General features: G+C 39.2%; 26 protein-coding genes. 1 reads left to right on the forward strand and 25 read right to left on the reverse strand.

All coding sequences use genetic code 11. The features are described from left to right. Positions 1–252 precede the first annotated feature (252 nt). The 18 genes from FE005_RS16430 to FE005_RS16515 all read right to left on the reverse strand — a co-directional run bounded on the left by FE005_RS16430 (position 253) and on the right by FE005_RS16515 (position 17,063). Entirely contained in the window at positions 253–456 is a 204-nt protein-coding gene (locus FE005_RS16430; RefSeq protein ID WP_175413592.1) for a hypothetical protein, read from the reverse strand. Positions 457–544: 88 nt separating this feature from the next. Continuing rightward, a complete protein-coding gene (locus FE005_RS16435; protein WP_138372307.1) occupies positions 545–868 on the reverse strand; it encodes a hypothetical protein in 324 nt (107 codons plus the stop codon). A gap of 232 nt (positions 869–1,100) precedes the next feature. Beyond that, on the reverse strand, positions 1,101–1,430 hold the full coding sequence (locus FE005_RS16440) for a hypothetical protein (protein WP_138372308.1): 330 nt from the start codon (positions 1,428–1,430) through the stop codon (positions 1,101–1,103). Beyond that, complete coding sequence (locus tag FE005_RS16445) at positions 1,427–1,732, reverse strand: hypothetical protein (protein WP_138372309.1); 306 nt, start codon at positions 1,730–1,732, stop codon at positions 1,427–1,429. The genes FE005_RS16440 and FE005_RS16445 overlap by 4 nt, the downstream gene beginning before the upstream one ends. A gap of 40 nt (positions 1,733–1,772) precedes the next feature. Continuing rightward, on the reverse strand, positions 1,773–1,973 hold the full coding sequence (locus FE005_RS16450) for a hypothetical protein (RefSeq protein ID WP_103301157.1): 201 nt from the start codon (positions 1,971–1,973) through the stop codon (positions 1,773–1,775). Between the two features lie 272 nt (positions 1,974–2,245). After that, complete coding sequence (locus tag FE005_RS16455) at positions 2,246–3,001, reverse strand: site-specific DNA-methyltransferase (protein ID WP_138372310.1); 756 nt, start codon at positions 2,999–3,001, stop codon at positions 2,246–2,248. A 114-nt stretch (positions 3,002–3,115) separates the two neighbouring features. Then, positions 3,116–4,468, reverse strand: a complete 1,353-nt coding sequence (locus tag FE005_RS16460) for a DNA cytosine methyltransferase (protein WP_138372311.1) — start codon at positions 4,466–4,468, stop codon at positions 3,116–3,118. A 125-nt stretch (positions 4,469–4,593) separates the two neighbouring features. Then, positions 4,594–5,046 (reverse strand): transcriptional regulator, encoded by a 453-nt coding sequence (locus FE005_RS16465; RefSeq protein ID WP_138372312.1) that lies wholly within the window; start codon positions 5,044–5,046, stop codon positions 4,594–4,596. Positions 5,047–5,140: 94 nt separating this feature from the next. Continuing rightward, the gene (locus FE005_RS16470) at positions 5,141–5,923 is read right to left on the reverse strand and encodes a Fic family protein (protein WP_138372313.1); all 783 of its coding nucleotides are present in this window, start codon (positions 5,921–5,923) and stop codon (positions 5,141–5,143) included. Positions 5,924–6,105: 182 nt separating this feature from the next. Beyond that, positions 6,106–7,608, reverse strand: a complete 1,503-nt coding sequence (locus tag FE005_RS16475; RefSeq protein WP_138372314.1) for a relaxase/mobilization nuclease domain-containing protein — start codon at positions 7,606–7,608, stop codon at positions 6,106–6,108. Position 7,609: 1 nt separating this feature from the next. Beyond that, a complete protein-coding gene (gene mobC / locus FE005_RS16480) occupies positions 7,610–8,113 on the reverse strand; it encodes a plasmid mobilization relaxosome protein MobC (RefSeq protein WP_242386986.1) in 504 nt (167 codons plus the stop codon). Between the two features lie 124 nt (positions 8,114–8,237). Further along, a complete protein-coding gene (locus FE005_RS16485; protein ID WP_138372315.1) occupies positions 8,238–8,519 on the reverse strand; it encodes a hypothetical protein in 282 nt (93 codons plus the stop codon). Further along, positions 8,503–10,176, reverse strand: coding sequence for a hypothetical protein (locus FE005_RS16490; RefSeq protein WP_138372316.1), 1,674 nt, complete (start codon positions 10,174–10,176; stop codon positions 8,503–8,505). Before FE005_RS16490 ends, FE005_RS16485 begins: the two co-directional genes overlap by 17 nt. Before the next feature lie 16 nt (positions 10,177–10,192). Further along, positions 10,193–14,758 carry an LPD1 domain-containing protein gene (locus FE005_RS16940; protein ID WP_175413593.1) on the reverse strand — a complete coding sequence of 1,522 codons (4,566 nt, stop codon included), beginning with the start codon at positions 14,756–14,758 and terminating at the stop codon, positions 10,193–10,195. 16 nt (positions 14,759–14,774) lie between these two features. Further along, a complete protein-coding gene (locus FE005_RS16500; protein ID WP_103301166.1) occupies positions 14,775–15,002 on the reverse strand; it encodes a hypothetical protein in 228 nt (75 codons plus the stop codon). 58 nt (positions 15,003–15,060) lie between these two features. Next, entirely contained in the window at positions 15,061–15,390 is a 330-nt protein-coding gene (locus tag FE005_RS16505; RefSeq protein WP_138372317.1) for a hypothetical protein, read from the reverse strand. A 210-nt stretch (positions 15,391–15,600) separates the two neighbouring features. After that, a complete protein-coding gene (locus FE005_RS16510; protein WP_230322395.1) occupies positions 15,601–15,744 on the reverse strand; it encodes a putative holin-like toxin in 144 nt (47 codons plus the stop codon). Positions 15,745–15,857: 113 nt separating this feature from the next. Then, a complete protein-coding gene (locus tag FE005_RS16515; RefSeq protein WP_138372319.1) occupies positions 15,858–17,063 on the reverse strand; it encodes a toprim domain-containing protein in 1,206 nt (401 codons plus the stop codon). A gap of 58 nt (positions 17,064–17,121) precedes the next feature. Between FE005_RS16515 and FE005_RS16520 the strand changes: the two genes are divergently transcribed. Then, the gene (locus tag FE005_RS16520; protein ID WP_138372320.1) at positions 17,122–18,051 is read left to right on the forward strand and encodes a hypothetical protein; all 930 of its coding nucleotides are present in this window, start codon (positions 17,122–17,124) and stop codon (positions 18,049–18,051) included. On the opposite strand, the gene FE005_RS16525 is transcribed toward FE005_RS16520, so the two are convergent. The 7 genes from FE005_RS16525 to FE005_RS16555 all read right to left on the reverse strand — a co-directional run bounded on the left by FE005_RS16525 (position 18,005) and on the right by FE005_RS16555 (position 25,166). Next, positions 18,005–18,319 (reverse strand): hypothetical protein, encoded by a 315-nt coding sequence (locus FE005_RS16525; protein ID WP_138372321.1) that lies wholly within the window; start codon positions 18,317–18,319, stop codon positions 18,005–18,007. The two genes, FE005_RS16520 and FE005_RS16525, sit on opposite strands and share 47 nt — an antisense overlap. 43 nt (positions 18,320–18,362) lie before the next feature. Next, positions 18,363–18,677 (reverse strand): hypothetical protein, encoded by a 315-nt coding sequence (locus FE005_RS16530; protein WP_138372322.1) that lies wholly within the window; start codon positions 18,675–18,677, stop codon positions 18,363–18,365. 64 nt (positions 18,678–18,741) lie between these two features. Further along, on the reverse strand, positions 18,742–20,019 hold the full coding sequence (locus FE005_RS16535) for a hypothetical protein (RefSeq protein WP_138372323.1): 1,278 nt from the start codon (positions 20,017–20,019) through the stop codon (positions 18,742–18,744). Beyond that, on the reverse strand, positions 20,006–20,287 hold the full coding sequence (locus FE005_RS16540; RefSeq protein ID WP_103301172.1) for a hypothetical protein: 282 nt from the start codon (positions 20,285–20,287) through the stop codon (positions 20,006–20,008). The genes FE005_RS16535 and FE005_RS16540 overlap by 14 nt, the downstream gene beginning before the upstream one ends. Next, positions 20,274–20,966, reverse strand: a complete 693-nt coding sequence (locus FE005_RS16545) for a hypothetical protein (RefSeq protein ID WP_138372324.1) — start codon at positions 20,964–20,966, stop codon at positions 20,274–20,276. The genes FE005_RS16540 and FE005_RS16545 overlap by 14 nt, the downstream gene beginning before the upstream one ends. A 13-nt stretch (positions 20,967–20,979) precedes the next feature. Further along, on the reverse strand, positions 20,980–22,935 hold the full coding sequence (locus tag FE005_RS16550; RefSeq protein ID WP_138372325.1) for a CHAP domain-containing protein: 1,956 nt from the start codon (positions 22,933–22,935) through the stop codon (positions 20,980–20,982). After that, positions 22,932–25,166 carry a VirB4-like conjugal transfer ATPase, CD1110 family gene (locus FE005_RS16555; protein ID WP_242386952.1) on the reverse strand — a complete coding sequence of 745 codons (2,235 nt, stop codon included), beginning with the start codon at positions 25,164–25,166 and terminating at the stop codon, positions 22,932–22,934. The genes FE005_RS16550 and FE005_RS16555 overlap by 4 nt, the downstream gene beginning before the upstream one ends. Positions 25,167–25,211: the final 45 nt, after the last annotated feature.

A 25,211-nucleotide genomic window follows, 5' to 3' on the forward strand; every position in this document is an offset into this window, starting at 1 on the left:
TCCACTTTACTTTTGTATATCTTTATTACCACAAAAATAACTATTATTAATTCTATTTAGTTTACTCAAATTAGTGTATTTTTTACTTTAGAAACAACTTCTTTAATAGTTCTATAAGAAAAAAGATCAAAAACTATAAGTTTTTGACCACGACCTATTATTAATAATCAAATTCGTTATTCACAGTAATTTAGTTTTTATTTGGCTACTTTCTCGAATCATTTTCCAACAAAATAAAGTTCGTTGTATATTTCATAATTTGGTATTCTCGATGGCAAGTGTCACAATGCCAACGTTTTGTTGGATAGGGGTTCCCATTTTTTCGATAAAAAATATGTTCCGCATGTTCTCCACAATCACATTCAATCCATTTTGGTGGCCACCATGTTTGACGATTGAATTGAGTAATTGGTACCTTATAGGGACCTCCAAAACATTTTCGATTAGAAACTTCATACATATCATTCAACTCCTTATCGTTGTTCGTTCTTTTAATCTTTGTTAGGCATGCTATGTTCTCTCTACCTAGTGGAAACTGGTCTGATTACTCGAATTGGATTCTTGCTTTCTCAAAGTCAAAATATTTTTTTGAAACCCAGTCTTCACTGCCGGTTTCCTCGTTTGTCTTATGAATCGCATTTTCATTGTCTTTCAACTTGTGAATCGAATCAATAATTTCATTTGCTTCAGTCTCTGTAAAAATACCTAACTCTTCTTTTCTTTGCGTAAATTGTAAATTATCAGCTGACGCATCCTCACATAAAAATCCTACTAGTTCTTTTGAAAAATGATTCAATACAATAACTGTCCATTCCCTCTTTCTTTTACTATCTATAGAAATAAGATTCCCATTATATCTATTTTCCATTTACCGACACCTTCTTTCTATCAACTAGCAGAGATTACAATCTCGGTCGTCTGAGTAGATAGTAGTACCTCCTTATCTTATCCCTAACTAAGATAAGCTTTTTTACATTTCAAAAACTTATGAACCACTTTGATCATAGTGCTACTTGTTTGATTTTATGTGCTTCTTCCTACCCATGAAAGGCTACAGTAAAGGTTTATCCGCAACCTTCCACTTTCTCATTTTTGACTGTTCATTTGTCCGTATATCCCAATTTATCAACACACTCATTACAGAGATAGCCCAAGTTTAAGCCTCTTTTTGGTTGATAAACAATATCACAATGACAATTATCACAGTTTCCAAAACTACTTGTTTCACTTGAAAAATCCAGAATAGGTGCTAAGCGCTGTATGTTGATTTCCATTGTTACTTCTTTTTGTCCTTCATCAGCGATACAGTAGGCAATCGGAAAAACGATTTCTACTACTCTTATCCAGATTCCTTCAGATAATTTATGTCCGGAGAAACTAAAATTATTTGTTAATCGGTACTTTTTCCCTTCAATGGTACCTGTCTTCATAACAAAAAGTCCTCTCGCTGCTTATTGACGAATTTCTTTGTCATTTTGACGGTTGGAGTCGGTACTTCTCCTTGCTGCATCGGAACCAAGACAGGCAACAGTTCATAGGCTAAAAAGTCTTTATCAACCGCTCTATCAATGAAGAACCCAACTAACGTTAGAAACAATCGGCCATCTCGAAAAATGTAAAAATCATTTTCAAAAGGACTCCGAGTAGCTATAAAGGCGGCTAAGTTTTTAGTCGTTCCTTCGATTTCGTATAAAGTATATGGATCAGATTTTCTGTATGCAGTATATTTCATATGTCCTCCTAGATTTTAAGGAGTCACAACTACAGTAGAATCATTTCTCTTCTTTCGTGATTTCATCAACAAAAGCCGTCAAATTTGCGGCATTATCAAATCTCATAAGGTCAATCGAAGAGCGTTTCTTTCTTAAATCTGTAATTGTTGTTAATTTAACTCCCGATTTTTCGTTGATTTGCTTTCTTGATATTCCACTTTCAAATAATAACCATTCGATTTTCTTTTTATCAGCGTACATGGTTTTCCCTCCGTAAGGAGTGTAGCGAAAGCTTTGCTACTACTCTCTTTTATGATATATTTTGAGTAGTAGCATACCAGGCTGGTTTTGTTACTGTGCGCTTATTCTGTGGGACCAGGATAAGTGCTTTTTTATTGCTGACGATCATTGAACTTATAAAACCACATCCATTCTCAAAGAGTAGTAAAAACACTAAATCGGTATACCGATTTTATAAGCATATTATACATCGGTATACCGACTTAAGCAAGTCTTATTTAACTATTTTTTCTTTAAACTTCGAATAGATCCAGCTGTGTGACATTCGTCTTAATTCGTTCAACCGCCCTCACATAATAAGCCGCATCTGTTTCAAAACCAATAAAATACCGGTCCGTATTTAAGCAAGCGACCGCGGTTGTCCCACTTCCCATACAATTATCTAGAATGATATCTCCTTTCTTAGAATATGTTTTTATCAGGTACTCCAAAAGCGCTACTGGCTTTTGAGTCGGGTGAAATATATTTGTCGTATCTTTGTTGAATCGTAAAACATTGTTTGGAAAACCGGTATACTCCTGCACAAATTCTTTTCCTTCCAGGGAATCAGTCTTATAGACTGTATCCTCTCCGACCTTTCTTACCTGTATTTGAGGTTTTTTTACACGCTGCAAGCCTTGCGGATAATAAGCCGCGGTTCCTTTTGAGAACACGGAGATTGTCTCTACTGAGCGCATCGGCTGAGTTTTAGCAAAGGTAAAGCCTGTCGCGTTGTTCTTAATCCAGTACCAGTCATACTTGTAGTGCTTTAAATTACTCATTCGTAATTGTGTCGCAAAGGGTTCCGCGCCAAAAAGTACGATCGCACTATTCTCTTTTATCACACGTAAATACTCTCGCCACAGATCTTCCCAAGGGAGTATATTATCCCAGGAACAAGCAGTCGTTCCATAAGGCAGATCGCAAATAATCGCATCGACTGAAGCATCAGGAATTCTTTTCATTCCCTCTAAACAATCTTCTAAGTAAATCGTATTCTTTTGAATCATAGACTTCTCCTCTACGATTCAGGCCTGAATCCATTTTTTTATCAAGTCTTGATACGTTTACTTTACTGTTGGCAAGGCTCTTTCGGAGCTTAGAAATCCACTCAAAAAAGCGGGTCAAAGGGTGATAGAAAGGTGTTTTGCTATGAAATAGATCACTGAGACTGTAACTGAATTCCCTGCTTGTTTGTACAGCTGAGAATTCGAAACTTTTACCTCATGATCACAGCTGTAGTGATCTTTCTGATTCTCCAAGATATCTTTCGCAATTTCTCGACTGCCAAACTTTGCGGCTAGAAAAGCCCAATCCGGAAAAGCTTGGAGCCTCCAGCATTCTAAAGGTGTCAGTTTCCTAATTTCAAAATTAAACCTTTCTCTAGGTACAGCTGGTGTGTATCCTTGTTTAGTTGCCTCATTAACAATTATTTTCGGCTGTTGGCCACCACCTTGCATCGTGTTTAGTGTAGGACTGATACCTTTAGTAGAATACACGCTGGTTGCGGATCGGTACCGTCCATCGATCTTTCCTTCTACGATAATTCCATGTCGATCTTGTACGGTCAGAGTGAACATTTCTTCACCATCATTTTTAATTCTGCGGCCATTTTGTCGAACAGTATCTTTATCCGGAGATAATATAGGAATGGCTATTTTATTTCCTTCTCCATTATTGGTCGTCAGCGTAGGGGCTACGCCTTCAGAACTACAAACTTGGCCGTTCATTCCATTGCCGCTGGGATTCACATTCCCTACGACAATCTGCTTTGGCATTTTGTAATCTGTCACGGTTAAGGTTCCCATTAGTCCATTTGTAAAATAGGTTCGCTCTCTCAAATTTGTACTCAGATCATTCTTCTTGCTCGTTGTTCCAGCTAAATTGATTTTTGCTGATTCCTGATCAGCTGATTCTTCTTCTCCTGTGAGAGGTAAAAACTTTCTGGCACCTGATCCTCTAAAATGTCCGATAATAAAGACACGTTCTCGGTTTTGTGGGACAAAATCTTTGCTGTTAAACACTTGCCATGCCACGTCATACCCCAACTCATCCAAGGTTCGGAGGATCGTCTCAAACGTAGACCCTCCCTCGTGATTGAGAAGTCCCTTGACGTTTTCAAGGAATAGATAGCTAGGTCGCAAAATTTTTGCGAAGCGTGCAATTTCAAAAAAGAGAGTTCCTCTAGTATCGCTGAAACCTTTTCTTTTTCCTGCAAGGCTAAAAGCCTGGCAAGGAAATCCTCCTGTGATAACGTCCACACGTCCGATTCGTTGAATAAAGTCGTCTGATAGCTTTGTAATGTCATGCATTTCCACCTCTCCTCGTGTATCGAAAATCGCTTTGTAGCTTTGCCTAGCATATTTGTCAATTTCGCAAAAGCCGACACATTTATGTCCAGCTTTCTCCATACCCATTCGAAAACCGCCTACTCCCGCAAACAAATCAATAAAAGTTAATGGTTTTGTTCCTTTCATTCATAGTTCTTTCCCACAGCTGTGTTTCAGTTATTCAAGCTTGTAAGGTAACTATAAATGGTGATCAGTTGGATTAATGACTGGAAAAATGCGTAAGTTTGTCCTTTTTCGGTAATAAGTTAGGCTTAATTCTCCCTTTCCTCCAGTAATTGAAGCGCGTGTGTAAACTGTACCAGGGCTTTTTTTGAATCGGTCAGAATGATATTTTTCTGATAATGGATCCTTTCGCTGACGGCAGAAATCGAAAGGCCATATAAGTACCGTAATAGGAAAATCTTCCTTCTTCTTTCAGTTATCTCCGGTTTGTAAGGGTGGTTGATCGACAGATAACCCGATATAAAAATTCTGTGTAGATACTTGAACTCTTGATAAATTGGATCATTCGTCAGTTCACTTGGAATCTCGTCACGGTGTAAAAAAGAATACGTTTCATAAACTTTAGGACTTGCGGAGATTCCTATTTTCTCTCGCACACTTTTATACTGTGAGAGAAAAATTCCCAATCTCTCTTTAGTTATCTCCCACTCAACAGCCGTTTCCGCTGGTAACTGATACTTTGTCACATCAAATAATTCCATTGTCCCCCTCCAATTAAAAAAAGCATTACCTTACCAACCGGATAAGGCAATGCTCCTCTTACTAGCTTATTAAGCGCTATACATATTCTTAGTTTTATAAATATGGTTCTTGATCATATTCTTTTGAACGCAATTCAGATTTAACACGATACGTAGATATATCTTTACTTTGATTGAGATCTTCAATTGGCTTGTGCAAGTAAATTTCTCGTTCATTCTTCGAAGGCAAGGTTTGATACAAACGCTCAAACGCTTCTTGTTCTTCCAAAGGATCTTTCGCTCGATAGAAAGCCATTAAACTGACAGTAAATTCTAAACGCTTGATATCATGAAACGGTATCAGTAAATAGTCTTCCGTTTCCAAAGTACCATAGGCCGCATTCGCTGAAATCAACGCTGTACGTTTGTTGCCATCTTGAAAAGCCTGTAATTTGGCAAGTCGGGCAAAAACTAACCACGCATCTTTTTCAGTTCTTTCTGACTCGTTGAATTGATCCACAATTTCTTGCAGGTCCTCTCTTGTAATGACATCTTTAGGAATATAATACTCCTGGCTCGCTTGATCAATTACGATTGCAATACGATCATCTTCGTTGTAATACGAATTTCTCAAATGACCAGGAAGATTCGGCTGTTCATCTGAAGGAGAATCAAACTGCTTGTTTACTTCGATAATACCATCGACAGAAAATCCTTTTTCCTTGATTGCTTCAATTCCTTTTAGGCTATCTACAAAAATGGCGATATCATCAACATTTTGACGTAACGGTTTTGTTGACTTTAAATCCAGTGCTTTCTTTGTTTGATAAACAGAGCTGCCGTAGTTGTTCAAACTACCCAGCGACTGTATAAATTTTGCGAGTGCTGTGTTGTCCATATAAACCCTCCTATAGAGTTTTCTATTTTTCGTATAAGACATATAGTTCGTTTTAATAAAGTTTCCAATCACAAAAATCGTATTTTCTTTATAGCGATTAAAGAGATCCAAACCTTGTAGTTCTCCATTATCAGTATCTATATCATAGCACGTCTAAGGTTCACAATTAAGCATTTCGAGTCCTATTTTTCTAAGTCGGCTGACTCTGATAATCCTCTTTCAGTCAAAATACTTAAGGCCGAATCATAAGTTTTCAGCTGTTTCTCAAAAATCTTAACTTGCTTTTCCAGATCATTTTTCTCCGCATGCAATGCTTTTACTTTTTCTTTCAACTCTTGATTGGTAGGATCAAACTTTAATTTCTCATTGGCCCGATATAACTTATCGTTCAAAGTTGATCTAGCTTCTTGAACAATTTCGTAGTTGTCATAAAAATCCTGTCCTAAAATTTTAGGTACTTGTTCACTGCTGACCTGTCGTGCCGATAAAATATTCAGCGCTGCGACCATTTCACGCACATTTTGAATCGCTGAATTTTTACGTTTAGGAAAAAGGCCGTTTTCTCCAGAAAGATAACTGGCCAAAGAAGATCCTTTGACAAATTTATTTTTTTTAATGGAATCGTCACTCAGAAAAAAGAAAGTATCCTTGTAATTAAAATGCGCTTCATATCGGCCATCTTCTTTTTTTTCCAGCATAAAATCTGGAATTTTTACAATTCCGGTTTCGTATCGCCCATAAGCGATTTCTACATAAATTCCTGTCATTGTGTCTTTTTCTATTTGCCACGGTTCAATGATAAACGTTAGATCAGGCAACTCTTCTTTTTCTTTTTTTTGCTCCTCAAATTTTTGGGCGATCTCAAGAACACCATAGACTGCTTTTGGATCATTTTTGCTTGTACGCTCACGAATCTTTTCTTCGTTATAGCTTCGGCGTTTCTTATTCAATGTGTAATCTCTTGCAGGCCGCTCTTGAGGAAAATCCAGCAATTTGTAATTAATCACTCTCCCATATTCTTTAGATTTATGATTTGGATCTACCTCAAGATTTAATAGTTTTGCCTTCACTAAGAAATCTTCCCAACCGAGACTGTGATTCAGCAAAAAGTTCAAACGTTCCTTTATCTCGACTCGATACGCGTTCTTTCTGCGGTATTCCTGGTATTTCGCATACGAGTTCCTTTTGGCTGATTGTAAAATAGACGCGCCATGATAGTCCGCTACTTTATCAGAAATGTATCGTAGATCGGCTGTCGTTCGTTTTTGCCACCGGAACTTTTTTAAGTCTACGGTAGACGTCGTATTAAAAATAATGTGATTATGCAAATGGTCTTTGTCAACGTGAGTCGCAATGACAAATTCATAATCTTCGCCTAAAAATTCAAGGGCAGTTTGTCTTCCAATTTCGTGGACCTCTTCTGGAGTCAAATTATCCGCTGGATCAAATGACTGGATAATGTGTCTAGCTAAAACCTCTTCTGGTGTTTTTTTGTTCGACTGTCCTTTGATATTGGTCGCCAAACGTCTCGTTAAACTCATTTCAAAAAATGCATTATTTACAGAATTTAATTTATGTCCACTTGTCAAAGTCTGATTTTTGGTTTTTTCCGGATCAAGAATGTATTCGATCGCACGTTGCAAATTTCTTTCCTGTTTGATCGTGAGTGTTTTCGTTGTCGGCATATCATTCAGTCCTCGTCAACTTGTTAATTTCTTTTAATAAGATTTGTTGCGCCTTCAGATAGTTTGCTTTCATCTTTTCAAATTCTGAAACGAGGTATTCTATGTCTTCTTTTTCTACGATATCGGTTTGATTCAATTTATGAGAGATCTGATTAATGTTGTTTCCGATTTTATTTAGTTCATAGACATATTTTCCTGTCTCAGACAAAGAATCCTTCAAAGTTTCAAAATCAATTTTGATAACACGCCCATTGAGCGCCATCAAACGCACGTAGTTTGTTAAAGTCCTCAAGCTTGACGCATTCATATTTTTTCGAATCAAATTTTTCTCGTCTTCAGTTACATAGACTTTTATATGCTCATTGCGAAATAAATTTTTAGGCATTGGATCTTCCTCCCATATTTTCTGTGAAAAATTGACAGCAAGGCTGCGCCTTGCCCAGAGCCGAACCCGAAAACCCTCCGCCCTGGCGGGGCGGGGTTTCGTCTCTGGCAAGCGTAGCAAGGTGGGTACACCTTGCGAAAAAATAAAAAAAAGGGCAAATTCGAAAATCTACGATTTTCGAATTCCCTCTTTTTTGATTTTACATTTGGGGCATGCCCCAAACCCCAATTTTTGACCACATCACTCACTGAAATTTTTGTTCTTCCCACAGATCTGTGATCAGTTTCCTGAAAGATTGTTCCGAGACAGTTTTCAACATTTCTTCTAAAAATGCAATACTTGAAATGTGCTTTGCGAGAATCTCACTGTTCACCTTTTCAAGATTGCGCCTTTCGGCGTTCAACTGCCCGATCACTGTTTTTAGCGGTGGTATGATTAATTCTCTTGTTGGATCTTTTTCTACTCGTTGGCAAACTTTCCACAAATAATAGTGACTCAATGGTCGGCTTTTAATTTTCTCGATCATCGTCATTACCCTCTGAGCCTTCATTTGTTTTTTCCAAAAGGTCGGCCATCGTTATTGTCGTTCCCGACTTTTCTTCTTTCTTGTTCGCTTTGTCGGTTGCCACATTGGCTACGGCCAGACGCTGCAATTCCTTCGCTCGATTGATCTCCTCTTCAAAAGTTGGTCGAATAACCTCTGGTTCCTTTGTGTACATTTGTTCCGCAAACCGTTGTAGAAATGTCTCACTTCTGACAATGACATCCGTAAGTAATTGTTGCAATTTCACTTTCCCATTTTTTAATGATCTCAAATTTGTAAGAATCGTCAGATTGACCGGCAAAGGATTTAAACCAAAAACGGTCATCACAACTGAAGCGATACTGTCGTTTTCAAATCGGATAAATTCGTTATCCGATCGTTTTTCCTTTTCCAAAAGACATGCGACCAAATCAGCAATCGTTTGTTCTTCACTTTGTTTTGCTTTTAAACGAATTGCTTGATCATCATAAATCGAAAGTTGTCTCTCCTCAAAATAGACCGGCTCAGAAACCGTACTTTCAAGAATCTCAAAAATTCTTTTTGGAGTAAATTCGGTTTTCTCTTTAAGCTCCCTTCCTTCCGTCTCGCTTTTTTCAAAATACGGAATGATTGGTACGTTCTCAAAATCAACAAGCGAGGTTTTCTTTTCTTTAAGAATTTCACCAGTTTCCGGATCAACTTTCACTTGTGTTCCTCCAAGCAAAAATACCGGTTCTGCTTCTTCTCTCAGTGTTCGATTCTCTCGAATCCAATCATTGATTTCTTTCGTTTCAGAAGCCTCTGGTCGTTGGTAAAGGAGTAACAGCTGGTTCATCAAAGAAAGATTTCTGGTCTTTGTCACACTACGCAAAAAACGTTGATAGTTGTATTCTCTCGTCCAATCAAATACACGAGCCTGAATAAACGAGCAAACCGCTTTTGTGTTTCCTGCTTCTAACAAAGATTGCAGTTCTTGATCAACTGAAAATGCTTCGGTTGCGTGTTCTTCCAAAGTCTTTTCCAACAAATCTAACAACATGTCCTGTGTTTCTTTTCGATAATACTTTTGATCGTTTCGATAAAAATAAGCCAAAAACATCTGACGTGCTTTTTCAACTTCTGATTCACTCGGGACTTCTAAATTATTCTTTGTACTCAACCAAACTTCCTGCACGAATCCTTGTAACAGCGATTCAAGATCATACGCAGCTACTTTCGTTTTAGGAAGTGAAGTATCTTCAATCAAGTAATTCTGCCAAAAAGTAAAAGGCACTTTTTCAAACAAAGAGACGCAAGTGGAATAGAAGTCGATTGTGATAGGTACGTTTGGTAAATCCTTTTCCTCTGGCAGTTTCGCATTAGGATTAAACAAATGCGACACCTCAAAAAGTTCTTCTTCAGACAGAGGCGTTTGTGTGAAAAACGCCTCATCGATCACCTCGTATGGAACACCTAACGCACTTGCCGCATATTGAAATGTTTTGACAAATACTCGATTCGGTTTATCTACTTCTTGTTGCTTTAAAAAATCTAAAATACGATGGGCATTGAGGGAAATTTCTAATGCTGACAACTCATTTTTCAATTTCAACTCTCTTACCAATTTCTTCTTTTTGGTCGTACTGGCTTTTTCATAATCCTCAGGAAACAATGCTGGCACTTTTTTAGCCCTCCCCTTATCCCACTTCGATTTCTACTTCTTCGGCAGGAACAGATTTATTTTTTTCTTCTATAGCAGCTTCCATTGATCGAATCAATTCTGATTTTTGCGATTGCGTTAAATCTTTAATTGTATCCTTTTCTTTGTCACTTGCCTTTAATCCCAACTGATTACTCAACTCTTCGATTCGTTTCAATTGTTGCATTTCACTATCATTCAGCTTCTCATTCGTTGGATATTGCTCGGTTGTTTCAATTGGATTCTCGTTTTTTACTTGGTCAAGATCTTTCGTACTATGAGACGTCGCCTCCGCCAAGTGATTTTCACCAGGCTCATGAACAGGTTGTGGAGAAATGTGAGCTTCAGGGTTTGATACTTCCGTTTGGTCCGCAGGTGTTCGTTTTTCTTCTAAAACGAATTTTTGATCGATTTTGTTAGATAGCTGCTTCAAGAGACCGTTGATCGTCAACATTTTTCGATTGAACGAATTCTTGAATCCTAATCGAACGTCCTCTCTCGTATTTTTCAATTTCGTTACAGTGTTTTCCTTTTTCGTAGCGAGATATTGTTTAATCTTATCCTTTAAATCGACTAGGATCGAGCCAATACTTCTTTTTAGTTTTACGGTTTCTAACTGCAACTGAGTATCCGTTAGATTCGGCATTGATTCGATCGCACTGATTGAATTTCTAATCATGACTTCAACTTGTCTTAAGTGATTCGCCAAGATCGTTTCCAACTCAGCTTTGTTGATTGCTTGCTGATCAAGATCACTATTTTCCTTAAAGAGAGCATCGATTTCTTCCACTGTCTCACTAAAGCTATAGTTGATTTCTTGTATAAAATGACTGTTGATAGATCGATCTTTTTCTTCCACGACAGGTTCTGTACGATCAACATTCAAATCTGCTTCATTCAGCGTATAAGATTCAATACATTTATTTCTTAAAGTAATCAGATCACTGATTTTTTCTTTGAGGGAATCAATTTCTTGCTGGGATCCTTCCGTACTATCTGCATAATAACTATCTGCTTCTAATTCGGCAATAGCGATCTCAAATTCAGCAGTTCTCCTCAAAATTGGCTCGATTGTGTTTTGCTCAAGCACTTCTACTTCTAACTTTAATTTGTGCAGATCCCAATCAATTGCGCCTAAGCTGTGCCAATCGTTCTTGTTAAAAGCGGCTGATCGTTCTTCAGTCAGTGTTTCAATTTCTTTTTCTAACTCCAGTAATCTCTTACCTTTTCTCTCTTCTAGTTCCTGGACTTGTGGCACATTGATCACTCCTTTTGGTTGTTCGACTGGTTGATTCTCTATCTTATTGACTTCACTCTTCTTTACTTCATTGCTTTGTAGTAAAGACGCTACCACTTCTTTTTCCTTCTGTGTTTGCGGTTGATATCTCTCAGATATCGTAAATTCTCCTGTTTCTTTTAACTCTAGGGCAACTTTTTTCAATCCCTTCACAAAATAGATTGTTGGATTTTTGGCCCACTGCATAACGAGTTTCGCATCGATCAACTCTTGGGCGTGCTTGCTTAACTGATTATGCGCCTTTTCCGATCGCTCTTTTGCTTCCAACAATTGCTCAAGCTGCTTTTCGTATTTTCGAATCGTATCTTTAGAAAAAAGAGAGTTACCGGTCTTTGATTTTTCGATTTCTTCTTGGATTCTCGGAATATTTTCAACACTCATGATCAAGCCGCCTTGTTTACTGAAGCCCATTTCAGCATCTTCCTTTTGGTCCTCTAACTTGGCGACACGCTCTTCTTGTTCTTGAATCTGTTCAGATAGATTCCTGAGACTGTTCTCAAGTTGTTCACGCCGGATAAACCAAGCACATCCGTTTCGTTTGTCATTCATTGGCTGACCATTTGTTAGTTCCTGGTGCGCATAAACTTGATCAAGTTTTTCCTTGTACTCAGACCTCAAGCGAGACAGCTTTCTTTTTGCTTGCCCTAACCGGCTATTATCCTCAAGATTCATTTCGTCAGCAGGAAGCTCTTCAGTCACAGTTACAGGTTCAGTTTGCACATCAACCGTTTCAGGAATTCCTAAATTTTTGGGATAATTTTCCATCAGTCCCTCCCTCTCAGCAACTTCCCATAGACTTTCAGGAATGTACATGATTCTCTCATCCTCAATTGACTCAAGCCAAGCGTTCCGCTGATCATCAAATGCTTTGATTTCTTCTGAAAGTTCTTTATACCGGTGCCGCCATTCAGCTTGTAAGGGATTGTTTAAGCCGTTAAAAAGACTGTCTACATTTTCCAGCCCATATTTCATCAAAACTAAATTCGCGTTTACAGGATTCCGGAAATGAATGATCAAAATTTCATTTTTCGCTTCTTTTGGAAGTAAGAGCCACTTTCTAAATTGTGTCTCTGCTTCAGAGACAAATCGCTCCTCGTTCCCTTTCCTGAAATCATTCGAAAGATCTAATGCAGATAGACCCTCACTCAACGCGTACCCATAAATATCATAGAATACTTCTCTACCCTCAATAGCCTCCACCAGCTGAGCAGCGTCTGTCGAATACATAGCCAATTCCGTTCCATCAAATAAGAATAGCGTTTCTTCCGATTGTTCTTTCATTTCTTCCAGTGTTTCTTCATGGATCGCAGCAATATGTGTCATAGTGTCCGTTTGAGGAATGGCATTCCTGTACAGCTGTATTAACTCCGTCTGTTTCTGGATAGCTGTCGCTTTATCTACTAAGGACAGATCACAGTTCTCCATAGCTTCGCCTAAAGTGATCTCTTTGTTTTCGTGACGAAATCTCGTCGATTGAAGTTTTTCTATTTCCGAATTGGCCACTCCAAACAGATCCACTTGTTCATTTACTAGGCTAGTGTTGAGATCTAACGCTCCTTTATTCGATTCCTTGATTGCTGCACGCAGATCCGGAAACGCACGATCAAAATAGTCCCTTACTTTTTCACGCATCTGTTCATCAAATAAGGAATACTCAATGTTTGTCTCATAGGTCTCTTTCGATTTGAGAAAAATACTACTCAGTCCAGCTTCACTCACGTATAACTCGAAAGCTCTTGCGAATACTTCTGTAGGCGCTGTGTAATATTCCACTTTATTCGCCACATACGAGCCTTTTCCATTAAGTGTAAGGTTTTCTCTATATCTTGCGACAATCGGCTTGAAATCGTCGCTCATGCTCAATAAACCACTACCTGTGGCGTAGTCCAATGCGTGTCCGTACTCATGAACAAATGACTGTAACCCCACACCGCCAATGTCATCGTTTGTATCTCTAAAGTCGATAGCGATCGTATTTTTTTGAGGAACATATAGTCCAAGGGCATGATGATTTCCAAGCTTCCTTAAACGCAGCTCTGGAGGTGTATCGCCAGTTTTAGGGAGAATGCCATGCATCCGCTCCATTTCTTTCTCAAACTGTGAAAATAAGCCTAAGTCTACATCGTTATCTATTTCGATAAACTGGAAATACTTATTCAGCGTTGTCGTTTCCATTATTTTCCGAGTTTCTTTATTAATGTTCTTTTTTGTTTGCCAGGCGGAAGCTCTGGTCTGCTTGTCAATATCCTTTTCGTATTCTCTTTGGAGAAAAATGTCGTAAGTGTTTTGTATATAGTTTTCTACAAAATCGATCACATGATTGTGGATTCGGGCTTTCTCAAGGTTTTTAGGATACAAATACGTTGTTCTGTATCCTTCTTTGAGAAGATAAGGTGATTTGTCCAAATTTACTTTTACTGGACTTGTTGGGTCCTCCGTCAAGTCTCCCCATGTTGCGTTGAGTTCTTTCTTAAATAGCGCCAGATCTTCTTTTGGAACTTCCTGATTCCTTATCATGGCGGTCATTTGTGAAGGATTTCCGCGATACCTTTCTCCTTCGTCTCTAGGTAAGGTGGCCAAGAATTCGTCCGTCAATTCGCCATGAGGATTTTTTTGAAATAACCGAGCATTCTTTTTTCCGGTGTAACTCGCAATGGAAAGATGCTCCAGTAATCGCTCTAAGTCTCTTCTTTCAAACTTAGATTCCTGGGCAAGATCATCAAACTCTTTTAAGATATCCCTTTGCAGTTTGTCGTAACCAATGGCCCGATTCATATTCCCTAATGCGTAATAATAAGTAAGACCTTTGGAACCATTTGGCGAAACATAGTAGAATTCGCCGTGTTTCGTGCCAGTCTTATTCGCTGGATCTAAAAGCACATTAATCGTTTGGGTATGATCCTTAGATCCATCGACTTCTTTCCTGATAGACGTAGCCGAGTATACCTTCATCCCTTTGGCTTTACCAACGAGATAGGGACTTTCTACTGCTTCAACTGCCTTTACTTTAACTTCCGTTGACCAAGCTCGGTCGATTCCGTCAACAAGGATAGAATCCTCTTTTCCTACCGGATAGCCATATCTATTTCGGACAAATGTGTCTACTGCCCTCAATTCATCTTCCTGTGCCCAAGAGCCATTTCTATAAATATTGTCGGCCAGCTTTCGAAATGCCGTGTACAAGGTATCTTTTTCTGTAAATACTACCGGTGAAGAAGTAGTTGTTCCGTATTTCTTTTTAAGCAATGAGGTCAACTGATTATCCATACACGCAGCTCCTTTCTTATTCTCTTTCCGATAGTTGTTCTACTTCCACGTGAATCATATCTGGGATCTCAGTTTCTCCGCTGCCTTCAGTTTCTCCTGTCATTTGTTGGAGTTGTTCCGATACCTGTAATAGTGCTGAAACTGCACCTTGTTTATATTCCGTTATTTCTCCTTGCTGGTAGTCATTGATCAAACGGATGATAAAGTTGTGAAGTTGAGCTTCGTTAATTATTTGTTCTTCCATAAGTCCCTCCTATTTCATTCCTAGCAGTCAACATGTGTTGCACGACTCGATTCAGCATTTACCTTGGCATAGAAGCATTCTCAGAGAGAGATGCCTTCATGACGACTGACACTTCAGTTGAGAACCACCCCTCACTTTTCTCTACAAGAGAGTACATTTCGGAAACTAGTCCGCTTTTCGATAATAATTCCTGAACCCCCTTGTTTTCTTCTTCCTTTAGCCAAATAATAAAGTCCCTATCTCCCGAAAATGCAGATCCTGATACTGCCCATCCGTTTGATTTCATATAATGACTCAAAAACAACCATTCAAAATCGACAGGCAATTCCCTACTAATTTTTCCATCCTTAACAATTAGGACCTCTAATTTCTCTTCTATTTCCACCATTCTCACCTCCTTAAACAAAAAAAGACGTTCCATCAACAAATCGTCAATGAAACGCCTTTAAATCAACTTTATTTGAAAAACTAGCTCAATTATGGTAGGATAACTATGTAAAGAGGAGTTGCGCTAACAACTCCCCTACAGCACCGTTTAAGACGGTGACCAGATTTGATTAATTGTTAAAAATAATCGTCGCCTGGCTAAAGAGGACGGTTATTTTTTTTTGTCATTTTTCACTGCTGTTAGGACGCCAAAAATGATCGTTGCGATTAAAGAACCGAAACTTATCATTAGCCCTAATGCTTCAGCTACAGACAAAAGGCTTCTCCTTTCTAAAGAGTTAGCACCTACTTTCATAAGCACCACCACCTTCCAAAAGATAGCCACCGTCACAAACTTTACTGCCCTGTTATTATACCACAATTTCTTTTCTGATTTTTTCTACTTTTGTCCGACAAATTCTCCTGTCCTTAAAAATCTATAGCAGGTGTATCCTTTGAACTGAGGTTGTGCTGAACCATATCGATCGTATGTTGCAGTGAAACGGATGGCACTTTTTCCTTCAGCAATCCTTTTTGATACTTCAATTCATCGTTCCAGTCGTTTTTCGTCATTCCCTCATGACATTTTGGCATGTGGGGAATGACTTCAATATTGTTGATCCCGAAAGAATGATAAAAATCTTTCGCCGGAATTTCCACTCGTCCTGACTGAGGATTAAACTTCGGAGCATCGTTATCCAGCGCCAAAATGATTTTAAGCTTTTCAATCTTTGCATTTGACTTCCCAGCAAGATCATCTATTTTTTGCAGCCAGCGATTGATACTGACTTGTTCTTCAATTTTCTTCACATATGTTTTATCTGCACAAAGCGCTTCAACGATCGCACGTGAAATAATCCCCTTGTTTAAGCCATTCATTGCTACTAATCGACAATTTGATAAGTGATCCTTATGCAGTTCATAATAACTCATCATATCGATCGGAGCCTCGAATGCATAAATCCTAAAGGGATTCTCTGGTGTTGCTTTACTAAATTCCGCCTTCTCACCAATATCGACGATCACACCACTGGTTCCTTCACTGTTATAAAGTGTCTTTTTAAGACGTCCTTTTTCCGGATAGAGTTGCTTATTGTACCAAATGCCCTGTCTCGCGCCACCAACGATCTTTCCCTCGATATCCAAGTGCTTAAAAACAATCATTGGCTCTGTTTTTCCGGTTTCAAAGTCTTTATGAATCGCTTGGACCATGATTCCTTTATTTAGAAAAAAATCAATTGTCTTGTCAGATAGTCCTCGTTCTTCTCTCAAATACTTTCGCGCGTAATCAAACGTCTTTGCTTCTCTCACTCGGTACACAAAGGGCTTTTTTTTAGGTACTTTTGTTCCATCAAAAACACCAGCTTCTGTTCCTAAGAGAAAGTGTAAAGCTTCCTTGAATGACACATTATTGATTACCTCTACCATTTTGATCACATCTTGGTTGCGAAGATCATCCCCTTTCGAGTACCACGAAAAGGTGTTTTTATCCGGATCGATTTTGAAACTAGGGTGTTCTATCCAACAATATTTTCTTCCCACACGCTTTAATTCTAGTCCCAAAGAACTGGCTACATCTAATATGCTCTTACCTTTAGCTGATTCTTTGAGACGATTAGGGTTATAGTTGCTCATGTTAACCACCTCCAAAAGTTGTGCTATAATGTAAAAAAATGTTGAGAGGGTTTTATTTATGCCAGAAACATATATTGACGCTTACTCTTTAGAAAAACATGAAGTAATGGAACCAGAAACAGCACATCAGTTATCTTTGAAGAATGAGCTCAAAGAACACAACGCTTTTCAATGTTCTGAGACTTGCTCATTCAAACTCGCTCTAGTGAATTTTGGTAAAACAGAATTTATAAAAGAGCCGCATTTTCGTTCTGCTAAATTCGATCAAAAGCACTCACCTTCTTGTTCTCTGATGCAAAAAGAAGCAAAAGCAAGAATTGGAGAAAAAGAGAGCAGCTACTTTTTTACAAGAAACAGTAGTAAGATCACTGTTGAACTTGACTTGATTAATGGTCTACTGGTAGAAATAGCTGACTCAAAGAAAACTAATTTTAATGCCTCAAAGAGTGGAAAAACTACTTATTCAAAATCTGAGTCAATTCAGGGGAGCCACAAAGCGCACAAACAGTTGAAAAAAAGGATCAAATCGTTGAGAGCCTTGATAGATCTATATGAAAAATCAAGACAAGGCGAGCTATACGACATTGAAGATAAATATGGTAAGCCACTTGATTTAAAACAACATTTTCAAGATTTAAGACGCAATCCAATAATCTCTGAAGGCGTGATCAAGATCTATGTTGCTGATGCCTGGGTATCATTAAGAGGGCAAGAAAACAATAGATATTATCATTTAAAACTTACCAATGATTGTAAAATCGACAAAATTGTTACTAAACCTACCCTAAATTTGAATAAGAAAGGTGCGATTCATCGAGGCGTCATAAGCAAAGAAAAATTTTTACAAATACAAGCGTTCAGTGGAAAAAAATATAAACTATACTTTTTTGGCTCTTTCACGCTCAAAGAATCGAATAATCATTTCTACATAAATCTGGATCTTAGTACGGATGAAGCTCTGGATTTTCTAGTATTTTACCCTTACTAATTTTTAGAAAATCAATTGCTTTTCTATCTAATTCCACAACATCACAAAAATGAGGGTGCAGATTCTCCGAATGAATAGACGCAATTCGACGTGCTTCTTCCTCTGTTTCAAAATAGATGGTGTGGCGAATATCTCCTGTCCAGTCAAACCACAACGCTGTTACACCATTTATCGTTTTCATATCGGCTGTCATCCAAAAACTATCTGAAGGCGTGCCTTCCTCTATAACAGGAATTACTAAAATTAGATAGCCTTTTTGAACTTTCACTTTTGTTCCTCCAGTCCTATTGGAATCTTAATTCTTTTTTTGATTAATCATCTAAAATTGTAAATTTTCCAGGGATTTGAGCTTTGTTAATTCCTAAAAAATTTATATCTTCTTCATTCATTTTTATCACGCTACAAAAATGTGGCTGAAGGTGATCACGGTGCTTGTTTGCAATAAATTCAGCCTGTTCTCTTGTATCAAAATAGATTGTCTGTCGAATATCCTCAGTCCAATCAAACGTGAGATAAGACTGACCCCCTTTATTGATCACTTTACTTGTCAGCCAGGTTCCTATTCCAGGAACGCCTTCTTCTATTACTGGAATAACGAAAATGAGGTATTTTTGCTGCTTGTTCATACTTCCCCTCCCTCACAAAAATGAAGGAGTGCACTGAAAAAGTATCAATGCACCCCTATATTCTTTATGCCTGCTTCACTCTTCTTCTTTCCCCAAGATCAATTGGGGAACATTGCTTTTTTTGTTCCACTACTTGGATCACCTGTGTGTGGCCACGATTGAAATTTGCTAATGCTTCTTTGAAATTGGCTTCAAGTCCTGTATTCATAGCTCGTTGACGAATCTTCAGTTCATCCATTTTTCCTTGTAAAATACGAGAGAGCTCTTCCGTTTGTCGATCATATTCTTCCCTGATTGTCTGTTCAATTTTCTTCCTATACGTATCTTTAATAGTAGCCGTTTTCTCTTGAAGCTGACTGAGGAACAGTTGCTCAATGGCCTGCAGTGCTTGTTGGTGGCGCATTTTTTCTTCTTTGATTTGTTGGTCTTTTTCACTGGCCATCTGGTGGTTCATTGTGGCCATCTGGTCTCTTTCTTCACCCTCTAAACGCTTCGTAACATCGTCTTCGATCCTATCGCGTTTGTCTAATCGTTTAATTTCTTCTTTGATTTTTTCGGTCTCTGTTTCCACAAATTTCGCCAGTGTTTGATTGATCTCTGCTTTTGTGGACTGAAGAACACTTTGAACGATTTCATCAGAACTGGCTTCAATCTCCAGCTGATTGACATCGATCTCAAATTCTTTATCTAACGTCTCGCTCGAATGTTTGCCTATTGGTAGCGGGAGCTCTTCCTGTAACACCTCTTCTGTAACTTGTAGTCGCTCTTCTTTTAGTTTGGCGATCTCACGAGTTTGCGCTTCGACTGCTTTTTTCAAAGAAAGAAATTCATCTTCCGGTACTTGTATGAACTTTGTCTCAGCTGGAGCTGCTACTTGATTCGCCACAATAGCTGCTTCCGATTCTTTTGCAGAAGAAGCCTTGATAGAAAGAAGATCTAAAGTCGCTGCTTCTTTCAGCTCTTCCTGTGGATCCTGTTCAAATTCTTCCAATGTGATTGCTTCTCGCACCTGACTGTCCTCTTTTTCTGAGTGATCAGGAACGGTCTCTTCAACAGAAAACACCAGCGGTTTCTTAGTGAAGAATTCAGAAAGCTCTTCTAACCAGTTTGTATCCTCTCCTTGCGGCAAATGAATCTGTTTCGAGAAGTATACCGTCCTTTTCGCATTGTTTCGCATTTTCGTGATCCTTACAGTACCTTCCAGGTAATCACGCTGGAAACGATAATCCTCCTTTGCGATATACTCAACGAGTTCGTATGCATCAAATAGTTTGTCCTGCAACAGATCCTCACAGCCGGAAAGAGCATAGATGAATTTAGGCTTTCTTTTAAATAGATTCATAACTGTTCTCCTCTCCCTCAATATTTTCCTCTTCTTGGATTACTAAAACCTCATTTTCCTTTTCCGGAACCTGTGGCGGATGGTTTTTTAGTAACAAAATTGCATCCTCATAAGAAAGCTCAAGCTCTTCAATCACGGAACGAAATCCCCTGCTTTCTTCTTCTGCTATCTGAACCTGCAGTTTCTTAATAACTACGTTCAATTTCTCTTTCTTGTTCTGACTTTCTTCTAGTTTTGAACGAAGTTTGTCTAATTTACTTTGAGGCATTGCTATCACTCCTTGCTTGACCGTTTTCTTCAGTCAGTGTAGTTACTTGATCCCCTAAATAGCGAACGTTATAGGTGGCTTCATTTATGAAAGCCTCGTCTTGATAAGGCGCCTTTTGTTCGAATCTGACAGTGACACGATACAGATTCGCGTCCGTTGTATCTTGATAGATCTGAGAAGAAAGATAGCGACTGGAAAGCAGCTGTGTGGAATTAGACGTATTGATCTCTTTTGTTTTTTGATAGGTAGTGATCAACTCTTTCAAAATTTCGCTATCTGCTTCTATACTTCTTTGTTCATAGAGATCTTCACTCATAAGTCCTTTTAACAGCTCTTGTCGTTTTGTCACAGATTCTGCGTCCAGGTCCCACGTATAAAACACGCTGAAGAAATTTCTCAATAGTTCAACAGACGCTTCTGTCCCTTTTTCTGACTCACTAGCAGATTGTGTGCCACTCGTCTGACTTTCGCTTGAATCCGTTGTAAGATTGCTCTCTTCTGTACTGTCTTGCGAATGGTATTCGCTTATTGTTTGAGTTTGCGATTGATCGACAGATCCTGTAAACTGACCTTCTCCTGTCATGAAGCGACTTCCGACAAAAATCAACAAGCCGGCAATCACGAAAAAGAGAAAGAAACACGCGCCGATCAACAGCTTCATTTTTCTTTTATCTTGCATGAGATTTATCTCCTTATTTAGTTGGTGGTCGGACAACAGAAGCGACACTTCCTGGATAAAACGTGACTGTCCACGTTTTTAAAGGACCAGGATTTTGATCATACAAAAGGTATTGATTATTCCCTAAGACCTTACCGACAACGCCAGTATGTCCGTATAAAGAAGATGCTGACCATGGTCCTAAATTGCCGCCTGTTTGATAATTGATAATGTCGCCGGCTCGGATTTGTTGATAACCAGGATTCTTAATGACTGTCCAGCCCCAACTGGTCCAAGGATAGTCAATCCCGATATCGCTTGCCTTCACTCCGCCTCTCAAAATGATGGACGGATTGATCGAATGTGCATAATAAGCAGAAACTGCGTAACATTCACCAGTCAGCCCTCCATAATCTCCGCTTATGACTGTTCCAATTTTTTGATCTAGCACCGCAAGTCCAGCACCACCGCCTCCACCGCCATTTACAGGCCCATAGCCTCCTGGTGGCTCTGGCGTTCCGCCATGATCATCAATCCATTTATCTAGCTTTTCCGCTGTTTCTGCTCTTGGCTTTCCTGCATCAAGTGCTGTCCAATAAACAAATTCGCCAGGTTTTAGCGTATTATTATGAAAGGCGCTGGCACGAGCATCCATAATAGCCAATGTACGATTGTTGTATGAATCGATTTGGGTACTGCGAAAGTCCGTTACCGCTCTTGAATTGTCCCAGGAAGCGCCTTGATTAGGATCATTATCAAATGCCCCGTAGCCAAAAATATTGGCTTTAGGGAACTGCAGGGCAACTCCAGCTGTTCCATACGAGCTTTCCCATTGTGCGAAAGCAACCAGCATTCGAACATCGATTCCTGATAATGCCTGCAACCGTAAGAATTCTTCACCAGTGGCGCGTGAATCGACACTATAGCCTTCATTTGCAATGAAGCCATCAATTTGTTCCGCTGTGATTCCGTATCGTTGAGCTAACAAAGACGAATGATACGCGTCGTTGCCATCCCAGTGCTTTACATAAAAGACCCCATCATTTGTTGAAGCACTGCTCTGACTATTAAAGAAGAAAAGCAAACCAAAGAAAACAAGTAAGACCAAAGCACCTCCAGCAATGATCCAGCCTATCGGATTACTTGCTGTAAAGCTGGCCACCACCTTGCTTGTTGCTTGCGTGATCGCTTGGTGGATCTTTACCCCAACAGAAGCTGAGGCTTGTTGATTGGCCGTTCTTCTCGTATTTCTAACAGCTGCAGCCGCTGCCTTTCCTGCTTGCTTATCTCCTCCAAAGCGTAGCGACTCTAGTTTTCCGACCGTTACCGACTCCGAAAACTTTTGATTTTTTGTCACAAATCCAGTCGCTTTTTTGGTTCCTTTAAAGACCTGTTTTGAATGACTCACATTCTCTTTGAAGTGTTGTACGCCTTCAGCGTCCTCCTCTTGATCTAGTACATTAAAACTTTGCTCGAACAGTTGCTTTGTTCCGGCCGCTTTTAAAGCAGAAGAAATAACACTATTTGATGAGAAGGCTCCACTTTTAGCAGTTCCTTCTCGTTGCTTTTTCTTCCTTTTAAACGATTCACGAAGCCTGTTCTCTTCAGCGCTTCTGCTGGAGGTTTGTTTCTTGCTGGAGGACTGCCAGTGCGCGTTTTCGATATCCTTTGGTTTTGCTTGACTGGAAGGATCAGTTGAAAACCTATCGTTTCCGCGAACCGTTGTTTCATTGAGGGACGTTCCATCCTCCGATTCGAATAAAAGCGCTGAATTGACTCCATTTTTACGAGAAGCAGAACCTTTATTTCCTTTCCAAATCTTTTCATTGGATCCATTCGATGGTTTCTTGCGAGTGGTATAACCAAAACCAACGCGCTCATTAAATTTTGCGATCGTACCAGCGCGAATTTTCAGCAATCGCTGCTCTCCCTTAAAGCGTGCGGCCGCAGGCAGTTTAAATCTTTCTTTGGAACGAGAACGAATTTTCATGATTTATTGCTCGTATCCATTAAGCGATACAGATTCGTGTTTTTAGGAATCAAATTAGAGAAGGGAATAATTTGACCACCGGCGATTATCAACCCTGTTCCAACTTTATTGTTTTGAAGATACATGGCTTCTTTTTCTGTCAGTTTGAATCGTTCGATCAACGCGTCTAAGACCTCTCCTTTTTGTTCAAGTAAAATCAAGAAATCTGAATTGAACAAAATAGACCGTCCTTCGCGTGTAGACAACATCGTTTCCGCAGACTGTGTCATGAATGTTGGACAGCCTTTATATTTCCGGATCCGTGAGTAGATTTCTGACGCTTGTACACGTAAAACTTCTGGTTGTGACGGACTGATGATCACTTGGAACTCGTCAATATAGACCATCGTCTCAATGCCGCGTGCGCGATTTTCTACCACTTTATTCCAAATTCGATCCAAAATTGACAAGTAGCCAAACGTTGTCATTTCATTTTTTAATAAGTACATGTCGTAAATAGTCAAATTCTTAGATACATTCACGTTTGTTTTCTTCGCAAACATGTTTAAAGAGCCAGTGATATACAGGCCTAATGCATCGATCAACTCGGTGGCGTCCTGACTGGTATCTCGTTTCAAGACTTCGTACCATTCTTGCAAGGTAGGTGCTTCAAATTCTTTGAACGTCTGTTGGGTGACTGAATCGATCTTTGTTCGTTGACCAGCAGAAATGTGACCCACCAAGTTAGAGATCAAACTGATCAAGAAATTTGATTTGATCGCCACAGGATTGTCTCCTACGTCCATATATCTTGCGTCAGCCAATTCTAGAATATTGATTGACGTATCGCTTCCTGGTGCCACTGTCACGATTTCACCATCCAAAGCCTCAGCCAACTGAATATATTCTCGCTCCATATCCAGAATAATGATTTCTGCTTTTGGTTTTCGCAGACGTGTGGAAATGATCTCATTCTTAGCCGCAAAGGACTTTCCGCCTCCGGTTACAGCCATAATCCCGCCATTGGCATTTTTCATTTCCTCACCCATTCGATTAATCATAATATTATTCTTCGATAACAAGTTAATACCATAATACGTTCCGCCCTCGTGCTGAACATCTTGACTGGTAAAAGGTGAATTAATCGAAATATTCGGAGTGATCAAGTCTCGCAAAAACGTCCGCTCGAAATCTAAATAGTTTTTACCGATCGGCAGACTCGAATTCAACCCCAGTTCTTGCGTAAGATATAAAGGCTCAAACACTGCACCAAACTTTTCGCCAACAGCTTTCACTTTATCTACTTTGTGATACAATGCTTCTCTCGTATCGTCCCAAACATACACCAAAAAAATCGAAGAAAGCTGTTTATCACCTGTTTCTTCGACAAATTCAATTTGTTCATTCACATCCTCTTGAAGTTCCCGAATGGTTCGCGCAATATGTCTGGTGGAGTATCCACGCTCACTGGCCTTCATTTCTCGCTTGATTACATCTGTTTCAAGATCTGTCGCTTCAGAACGAAGCTTTTTGGTTGTTTTTTCGATCGAATAAGGAGTGGCATGAATTGTAATAACCATTTCGGCTTCTGCTTCTGTTAGTTTCTTACACATACTGTCAGATAAATTTCGTGGAAAGTCGCGTAAATACAAGACTTGTCCGTAGTGGTCGTCCATTTGAAAGTCGATCTTTCCAGATCGCTTAAAGTCTAAATAGTTGGGCGCAATCAAATCTTTTGTCGTTCGCTTGCTTCGTTCAATATCCTTAAAATCTCCATAAAGCGGCTTTCCTGGACGCAAAATTTTATTCATGATTTTAAGCCGTTGGAGTCCGTCTAGTTCATCCATCGCTGCTTTTACAGTCATCATTTCATCCGCAAAAGCCTCACTGATATTTAGCAACCGTTTTTCAGCGTTATGGGTATTTTCCGCGTGTGTACCTAACGTGATAAATCGATCTACGTTCCAATTGTTTCGTCCAGCATCATAATTTGCCTCAACGATTTCATTCAGTTCTTCTCTTAGAACGTCGCCTTGATCATTTTTTAATGAATAAGCGGTTTCCTTCATATATTTTCCTTTAGGATTCTTGGTCACCAGCAGGGTGAGTTGATAATGTTCTTTTTCCGATAGCTGATTGATCGCCTTGTTATACTGAGAAAGAATCTGCTTTTGCTTTTCCGTGTGTGCGGTAGTGTAATTAATCGCTCCTAGCGAGTACGTTTTCGAATAGATATCGTCAACAACATGCATCAATCCATCTTCAAACAATGCGGTGTAATACAACGAATTTTGTGT

Origin of the sequence: Enterococcus sp. M190262 (assembly GCF_005843965.1) — a bacterium.
Taxonomy (GTDB): domain Bacteria; phylum Bacillota; class Bacilli; order Lactobacillales; family Enterococcaceae; genus Enterococcus_D; species Enterococcus_D gallinarum.

What these genes read in the sequence shown, in the direction of transcription:
- FE005_RS16430 (WP_175413592.1), bottom strand. Translation starts at nt 456, where the DNA reads ATGAAGTTTCTAATCGAAAATGTTTTGGAGGTCCCTATAAGGTACCAA.
- FE005_RS16435 (WP_138372307.1), bottom strand. Translation starts at nt 868, where the DNA reads ATGGAAAATAGATATAATGGGAATCTTATTTCTATAGATAGTAAAAGA.
- FE005_RS16440 (WP_138372308.1), bottom strand. Translation starts at nt 1,430, where the DNA reads ATGAAGACAGGTACCATTGAAGGGAAAAAGTACCGATTAACAAATAAT.
- FE005_RS16445 (WP_138372309.1), bottom strand. Translation starts at nt 1,732, where the DNA reads ATGAAATATACTGCATACAGAAAATCTGATCCATATACTTTATACGAA.
- FE005_RS16450 (WP_103301157.1), bottom strand. Translation starts at nt 1,973, where the DNA reads ATGTACGCTGATAAAAAGAAAATCGAATGGTTATTATTTGAAAGTGGA.
- FE005_RS16455 (WP_138372310.1), bottom strand. Translation starts at nt 3,001, where the DNA reads ATGATTCAAAAGAATACGATTTACTTAGAAGATTGTTTAGAGGGAATG.
- FE005_RS16460 (WP_138372311.1), bottom strand. Translation starts at nt 4,468, where the DNA reads ATGAAAGGAACAAAACCATTAACTTTTATTGATTTGTTTGCGGGAGTA.
- FE005_RS16465 (WP_138372312.1), bottom strand. Translation starts at nt 5,046, where the DNA reads ATGGAATTATTTGATGTGACAAAGTATCAGTTACCAGCGGAAACGGCT.
- FE005_RS16470 (WP_138372313.1), bottom strand. Translation starts at nt 5,923, where the DNA reads ATGGACAACACAGCACTCGCAAAATTTATACAGTCGCTGGGTAGTTTG.
- FE005_RS16475 (WP_138372314.1), bottom strand. Translation starts at nt 7,608, where the DNA reads ATGCCGACAACGAAAACACTCACGATCAAACAGGAAAGAAATTTGCAA.
- FE005_RS16485 (WP_138372315.1), bottom strand. Translation starts at nt 8,519, where the DNA reads ATGATCGAGAAAATTAAAAGCCGACCATTGAGTCACTATTATTTGTGG.
- FE005_RS16940 (WP_175413593.1), bottom strand. Translation starts at nt 14,758, where the DNA reads ATGGATAATCAGTTGACCTCATTGCTTAAAAAGAAATACGGAACAACT.
- FE005_RS16500 (WP_103301166.1), bottom strand. Translation starts at nt 15,002, where the DNA reads ATGGAAGAACAAATAATTAACGAAGCTCAACTTCACAACTTTATCATC.
- FE005_RS16505 (WP_138372317.1), bottom strand. Translation starts at nt 15,390, where the DNA reads ATGGTGGAAATAGAAGAGAAATTAGAGGTCCTAATTGTTAAGGATGGA.
- FE005_RS16510 (WP_230322395.1), bottom strand. Translation starts at nt 15,744, where the DNA reads ATGAAAGTAGGTGCTAACTCTTTAGAAAGGAGAAGCCTTTTGTCTGTA.
- FE005_RS16515 (WP_138372319.1), bottom strand. Translation starts at nt 17,063, where the DNA reads ATGAGCAACTATAACCCTAATCGTCTCAAAGAATCAGCTAAAGGTAAG.
- FE005_RS16520 (WP_138372320.1), top strand. Translation starts at nt 17,122, where the DNA reads ATGCCAGAAACATATATTGACGCTTACTCTTTAGAAAAACATGAAGTA.
- FE005_RS16530 (WP_138372322.1), bottom strand. Translation starts at nt 18,677, where the DNA reads ATGAACAAGCAGCAAAAATACCTCATTTTCGTTATTCCAGTAATAGAA.
- FE005_RS16535 (WP_138372323.1), bottom strand. Translation starts at nt 20,019, where the DNA reads ATGAATCTATTTAAAAGAAAGCCTAAATTCATCTATGCTCTTTCCGGC.
- FE005_RS16540 (WP_103301172.1), bottom strand. Translation starts at nt 20,287, where the DNA reads ATGCCTCAAAGTAAATTAGACAAACTTCGTTCAAAACTAGAAGAAAGT.
- FE005_RS16545 (WP_138372324.1), bottom strand. Translation starts at nt 20,966, where the DNA reads ATGCAAGATAAAAGAAAAATGAAGCTGTTGATCGGCGCGTGTTTCTTT.
- FE005_RS16550 (WP_138372325.1), bottom strand. Translation starts at nt 22,935, where the DNA reads ATGAAAATTCGTTCTCGTTCCAAAGAAAGATTTAAACTGCCTGCGGCC.
- FE005_RS16555 (WP_242386952.1), bottom strand. Translation starts at nt 25,166, where the DNA reads ATGCATGTTGTTGACGATATCTATTCGAAAACGTACTCGCTAGGAGCG.